The following is a 4,625-nucleotide window of genomic DNA, read 5'->3' as shown; positions in this document are numbered from 1 at the left end:
TTCGCCCCCGGCCCGGTGGGGCCGGCGCCCCCGGGGGGGCGGTCCCGACCGGGCCGGACGCCGTCCGGGCACCGGGTCCGACGGCGGTCCCCTCGGGGCAGCCGGCTTTCCCCAGGCCGGTTACGCAGCGCAGCCGCCACCGTAAGGTAGGGCGCATGAACGATCGCATGGTGTGGATCGACTGCGAGATGACCGGGCTCTCGCTGACGGACGACGCACTCATCGAGGTGGCCGCACTGGTCACCGACTCGGAACTGAACGTACTCGGCGAAGGGGTGGACATCGTGATCCGCCCGCCGGACGCGGCGCTCGAGACGATGCCGGAAGTGGTGCGCCAGATGCACACCGCCTCGGGTCTCCTCGACGTCCTGGCGGACGGAAAGACCCTCGCGGACGCGGAGGAGCAGGTCCTCTCCTACATCCGCCAGCACGTCAAGGAGCCCGGCAAGGCCCCGCTGTGCGGCAACTCGGTCGGCACCGACCGCGGCTTCCTGCTGCGCGACATGCCGACGCTGGAGGCCTTTCTCCACTACCGGATCGTCGACGTCTCCTCGATCAAGGAGCTGGCCCGCCGCTGGTACCCGCGGGCGTACTTCAACAGCCCGGAAAAGAGCGGCAACCACCGGGCACTGGCCGACATCCGCGAGTCCATCGCCGAGCTCCGCTACTACCGCGAGGCGGTCTTCGTCCCGCAGCCCGGCCCGGACACGGAGACGGCGAAGACCATCGCGGCCAAATACGTGATGCCCGCGCAGTAACGACGGGCCGTCGCCGCCGGAACGACGGGCGCTCCCCGCCGGCGCGAAACCCTGGCGCGAGCACCCGCTCGGACCCTGTACACTTTTTCTCGGCCGGTCGGGAGAAAGACCGGTCGTGGTGGGTATAGCTCAGCTGGTAGAGCACCTGGTTGTGGTCCAGGATGTCGCGGGTTCGAGTCCCGTTACTCACCCTGATCGATCAAGGGCCCCGGTCTTCGGACCGGGGCCCTTGTCGCGTCCGGGGCCGACCCGCTCAGTGCAGGCCGTCGAGCACGGCTTCCTCGCTGTGCGAGGAAGGCACGGATGCGCCGGCGGACTGCGGGGGCGCCCCGAAGCGGGCGAGGCAGTGCCACACCTTCTTGACCGCTTGCGGGTCGTGACGGCCGGTGCGTACGGCGTCTCCGACGATGCGCGGATCGAGGAGGCCGCCCACCGCGATACGCGCGCCCAGGTCGACGTACTCCTGGCCCCGGTAGGACGGATGGCGGCGCAGTTCTCCGACCGTGAGACGGAAGCCGGGATGCCACTCCACCGGGCACGGCAGGCGCCGGGCGGCCTCCTCGACGTCCGTTCCCCGGTAGCAGGGGTCGAGGACCAGCGCCTCCACATCGCGGTCCAGCCGGACCGGCCCGTGCACCTGCGCCTCGATGTAGTCGTCCAGAGCGTCCTGGCGGTCGGCGAGGGCGAGCTCGATGAGCCCCATGCGGTCCGCCACGCCGAAGTCCGAGGGTTCGAGAAAGCTGTCCGGGTAGCAGAACGTGGTCCGCGCCGATGTGTGCGCCGCGAGGCGGAAGTGGGCGGAGCCGAACCTCGGCGCCGCGCCGACCGGCTTGCGGCGGAAGTTCAGCGCCCCATAGACGGGCCGGTCCCGAGCGGCCGCCTCGTCGTACACACCACCGAAGATCCGGCTCTCCCACCGCCACCGGTCACCGCCGGGAAAGGCGGTCAGGCCCCCGTTGCTCGTCCCGGTGACGAACTGTGAGAGGTAGACGCCGGACTCCGACAACGCCTCCAGGACGGGCTTGCCCTGTGCCGCACGGTCCGGGTGGAAGTTGAGGGTCACCCGCAGCGCCGGATCCAGTGGCGGACCGGACGAGAGCTGCCCCACATGCCGAAGGGCCTGTTCCCGCACGGTGTTCAGGGTGTCCGATCTCATCCGGGCAGTGTGCCGGGAGCCGATCCGCCGTCGCACCCGGTTTACCGACGACCAGTGGCGCTAGCGCTGCGGGACGTCCCTGACGAACACGATGCCGTCGCTGCCCGCCAGGTGCGCAGGGTCGAGCGGGGCATAGCCGAACCAGGCGGACATGCGGGGCGCGGGCCGCGTCTCGGCGAGGGCGGCGGCCAGCCGCGGGGCGTCGATCACGCAGCGGTCCTCCGGGAGCGCGTACAGGAGACCTTCGACGGTGTCCGGCGGCGGGGTGTCCACTCCCCGGTGCCGGATCGTGCCGAGGGCCGTGGCCACGAACGCGTACTCCTCGCCGAGCCGGGCGCTCACCAGCGCTCCGGCGCTCCACCACTCCAAGGGCCTCCCGCCCATCCGCATCGTGCTCTTCCCCCGCTGGAGATGGGAGTTGTGGGCGTGGACGAATGCCGGCCCCCGAGCGGCGACCGCGAGGAGGTTGTGGGCCATCATCTGGTCCCGCACGCCCACCAGCCGGCTCATGCGGCCGGGCGAGGTGTCGGCCATCCAGTGGTGGTAGCGCAGCAGACCGGTCGCGGTGCGCCCGTGGAGCTGTGCCCGGTACCGGTAGTCCGGCGAGGTCGCCGTGATCAGGTGCGGCATCTGCGCGTCGAGCAGCGCCACCAGATCGTCGGCGATCAGCCGCAGCTCCCTCGCCTCGGCCGACTGCCCCACGGACCGGGACGGGTCCCTCATCGCCGCGGGTCCGGTCCACCGGTCGTCGGCGCCGAGCAGGCGGTCGAGCGTTTCCGCGGTGCAGGGGAGCAGGTCGGCGTCCACCTGGGCCGCGAGACAGTCGTGGAGCGCGGTGAGGGCCTGACGCGGGCTCGCGGCGTGGGTGATCTCCAGCGGGCCGTCTAAGCCGGCGAAGCGGAGCCGCTCGGACGCGGGACGGCCGTCGTCGTCGACGCGGATGTTGTAGTCGCGCATCCAGCGGACGAGCTCGCGGTTGGCCGCGGAGGCGCCCCAGCCGTGACTGAATCCGCGCTCCATGACCTCGTCGAGGGTGCCGGTGCCCGTGGTGACGTGGTCGTCCACGATCAGGCCCGCCATGCAGTCGCTCTCGAGCGCGATCGTCCGGTGGCCCTCCTGCTCGACGAGTTGGCGGAAGAGCTCGTTGCGCAGGTCGAGCAGAGTGTCCTCCCCGTGGGTGGGCTCGCCCAGGGCGAGCAGCCGGGGCCGGGCCGGGAGCAGCCTCATGACGGCGGCGGCCTCGACGGCATGGACGGTGTCCTGGATGTCAGTAGCCATGCCTTGAACGCTATCGTTGAACCCTCGGTTGAAACTTTCCCGCGGAATCAGCAGGACCATGGGGCGAAACCTTCAAAACGGCATGCGGCTCAGGCCGGTCGACCTGGCGCGCCCGCACGGTCTGTCGACCCAGGCGATCAGGAACTACGAGGAGGCGGGGATCCTCCCGGCCGCCGGTCGCACACCCCATGGCTACCGGACCTACTCGTCGCTGCACGCGGGTGCCCTGCGCGCGTTCCTCGCCCTGGCACCCGGCCACGGCCACCGGACGGCGACGGCGATCATGCGGGCGGTGAACGAGGGCGCGGCCGAGGATGCGTTCCGCCTCATCGACGAGAGCCACGCCGAGCTCCTCGACGACCGCCGGACCCTCCAGGCGGTGGAGGGCGCCCTGCGCGACCTGGGGCCCACCACGGCGTCCGAACAGGATGCTGGGACCGGGCGCGGTCCTGCAGCCGGACCCGCCTCGTCATTCCGGACCGGCGGGGTCTCCAGGACCGGGGCGGCGTCCTGGGCCGGCGGGGTCTCCAGGCCCGGTGCGGTGTCCGGCGGCACGTTCATCGGACCGCTGGCGGGGAAGCTCGGCATCCGGCCCGCGACGCTGCGCAAGTGGGAGCAGGCCGGGCTGGTGCGCCCGCGCCGCGACCCGCTGACCGGGTACCGCGTCTACGACGAGGCGGACGTGCGGGACGCCCGGCTGGCCCACCAGCTCAGGCGGGGCGGCTATCCGCTGGAGCAGATCGCCCCGCTGATCGCCCAGGTGCGGGCGGCCGGCGGGCCGGAGCCACTGGAGGCCGCGCTGCGCGACTGGCACGGCAGGCTGGCCGCCCGCGGGCGGGCGATGCTGACCGGGGCCGCCGAGTTGGAGGCGTACCTCCGCGAGCGTGGATGAGACGCAGGCCGCCGACCGAGGGTCACCGGAAGGTCACCGAGCGAAGGTCACCCGGCCGGAGGTCACCGCCCAAAACGGCACCGACAGCAGAGAGCACACCCGAGGCGCCGACCGGCCGCCGTCACGACGAGTCCCGCACCACCAGTTCCGTGGGCAGCACGATCTGGGGCCGCTCCGGTGACGGGCCCGCGATCTCCTCGAGCAGGACCCGGGCCATCGTGCGCCCCATCTCCTCCGTCGGCTGGCGCACACTGGTGAGCGCCGGATCCATGTGGCGGGCCACCGCGGAGTCGTCGAAGCCGACGAGGGCCACATCGTCCGGGATGCGGCGGCCCGACTCGCGCAGCACGTGCCGGGCGCCGGAAGCCATCACGTCGGAGGCGGCGAAGACCGCGTCGAGGTCGGGGCGGTCCTCGAGCAGCTTGCGCATCGCGAGGCGGCCGCCCTGCTCGGTGAAGTCGGCCACGGCCGTCAGCCGGGGGTCGGCGTCCAGGCCGGCGCCGGCGACGCCGGAGCGGTAGCCGTCCAGGCGGCGCTGGGC

At 72.4% G+C, this 4,625-nt stretch carries 5 protein-coding genes and 1 tRNA gene; 3 read left to right on the top strand and 3 right to left on the bottom strand.

Going from position 1 to position 4,625, the window contains the following annotated elements:
- The first annotated feature begins 155 nt into the window (after positions 1-155).
- Entirely contained in the window at positions 156-758 is a 603-nt protein-coding gene (gene orn, locus ACWGH4_RS31680) for an oligoribonuclease (RefSeq protein ID WP_441263146.1), read from the top strand.
- Positions 759-876: 118 nt separating this feature from the next.
- Positions 877-949: transfer RNA gene (locus tag ACWGH4_RS31675), tRNA-His, on the top strand.
- 62 nt (positions 950-1,011) lie between these two features.
- Here the strand turns inward: ACWGH4_RS31675 and ACWGH4_RS31670 are convergent.
- Both ACWGH4_RS31670 and ACWGH4_RS31665 read right to left on the bottom strand, forming a co-directional pair.
- Positions 1,012-1,914, bottom strand: coding sequence for a DUF3626 domain-containing protein (locus ACWGH4_RS31670; protein ID WP_453466951.1), 903 nt, complete (start codon positions 1,912-1,914; stop codon positions 1,012-1,014).
- A gap of 60 nt (positions 1,915-1,974) precedes the next feature.
- Positions 1,975-3,192: an erythromycin esterase family protein gene (locus ACWGH4_RS31665; RefSeq protein WP_453466949.1), complete on the bottom strand. Its 1,218-nt coding sequence runs from the start codon at positions 3,190-3,192 to the stop codon at positions 1,975-1,977.
- Positions 3,193-3,250: 58 nt separating this feature from the next.
- On the opposite strand from ACWGH4_RS31665, the gene ACWGH4_RS31660 reads away from it, so the two are divergent.
- A complete protein-coding gene (locus ACWGH4_RS31660) occupies positions 3,251-4,084 on the top strand; it encodes a TioE family transcriptional regulator (protein WP_453466947.1) in 834 nt (277 codons plus the stop codon).
- A gap of 121 nt (positions 4,085-4,205) precedes the next feature.
- Here ACWGH4_RS31660 and ACWGH4_RS31655 read toward each other — a convergent pair.
- A partial coding sequence (locus ACWGH4_RS31655) for a LacI family DNA-binding transcriptional regulator (RefSeq protein ID WP_453466945.1) occupies positions 4,206-4,625 on the bottom strand: 420 nt, incomplete at its 5' end.

This window comes from Streptomyces sp. NPDC054847, from assembly GCF_053610925.1.
Note: the sequence above shows the minus strand (reverse complement) of the source record. Positions and strands in the feature narration are given on the sequence as shown.

Excerpts from the sequence above, each read along its gene's own strand:
- orn (WP_441263146.1), top strand. The coding sequence starts at position 156 with ATGAACGATCGCATGGTGTGGATCGACTGCGAGATGACCGGGCTCTCG.
- ACWGH4_RS31670 (WP_453466951.1), bottom strand. The coding sequence starts at position 1,914 with ATGAGATCGGACACCCTGAACACCGTGCGGGAACAGGCCCTTCGGCAT.
- ACWGH4_RS31665 (WP_453466949.1), bottom strand. The coding sequence starts at position 3,192 with ATGGCTACTGACATCCAGGACACCGTCCATGCCGTCGAGGCCGCCGCC.
- ACWGH4_RS31660 (WP_453466947.1), top strand. The coding sequence starts at position 3,251 with ATGGGGCGAAACCTTCAAAACGGCATGCGGCTCAGGCCGGTCGACCTG.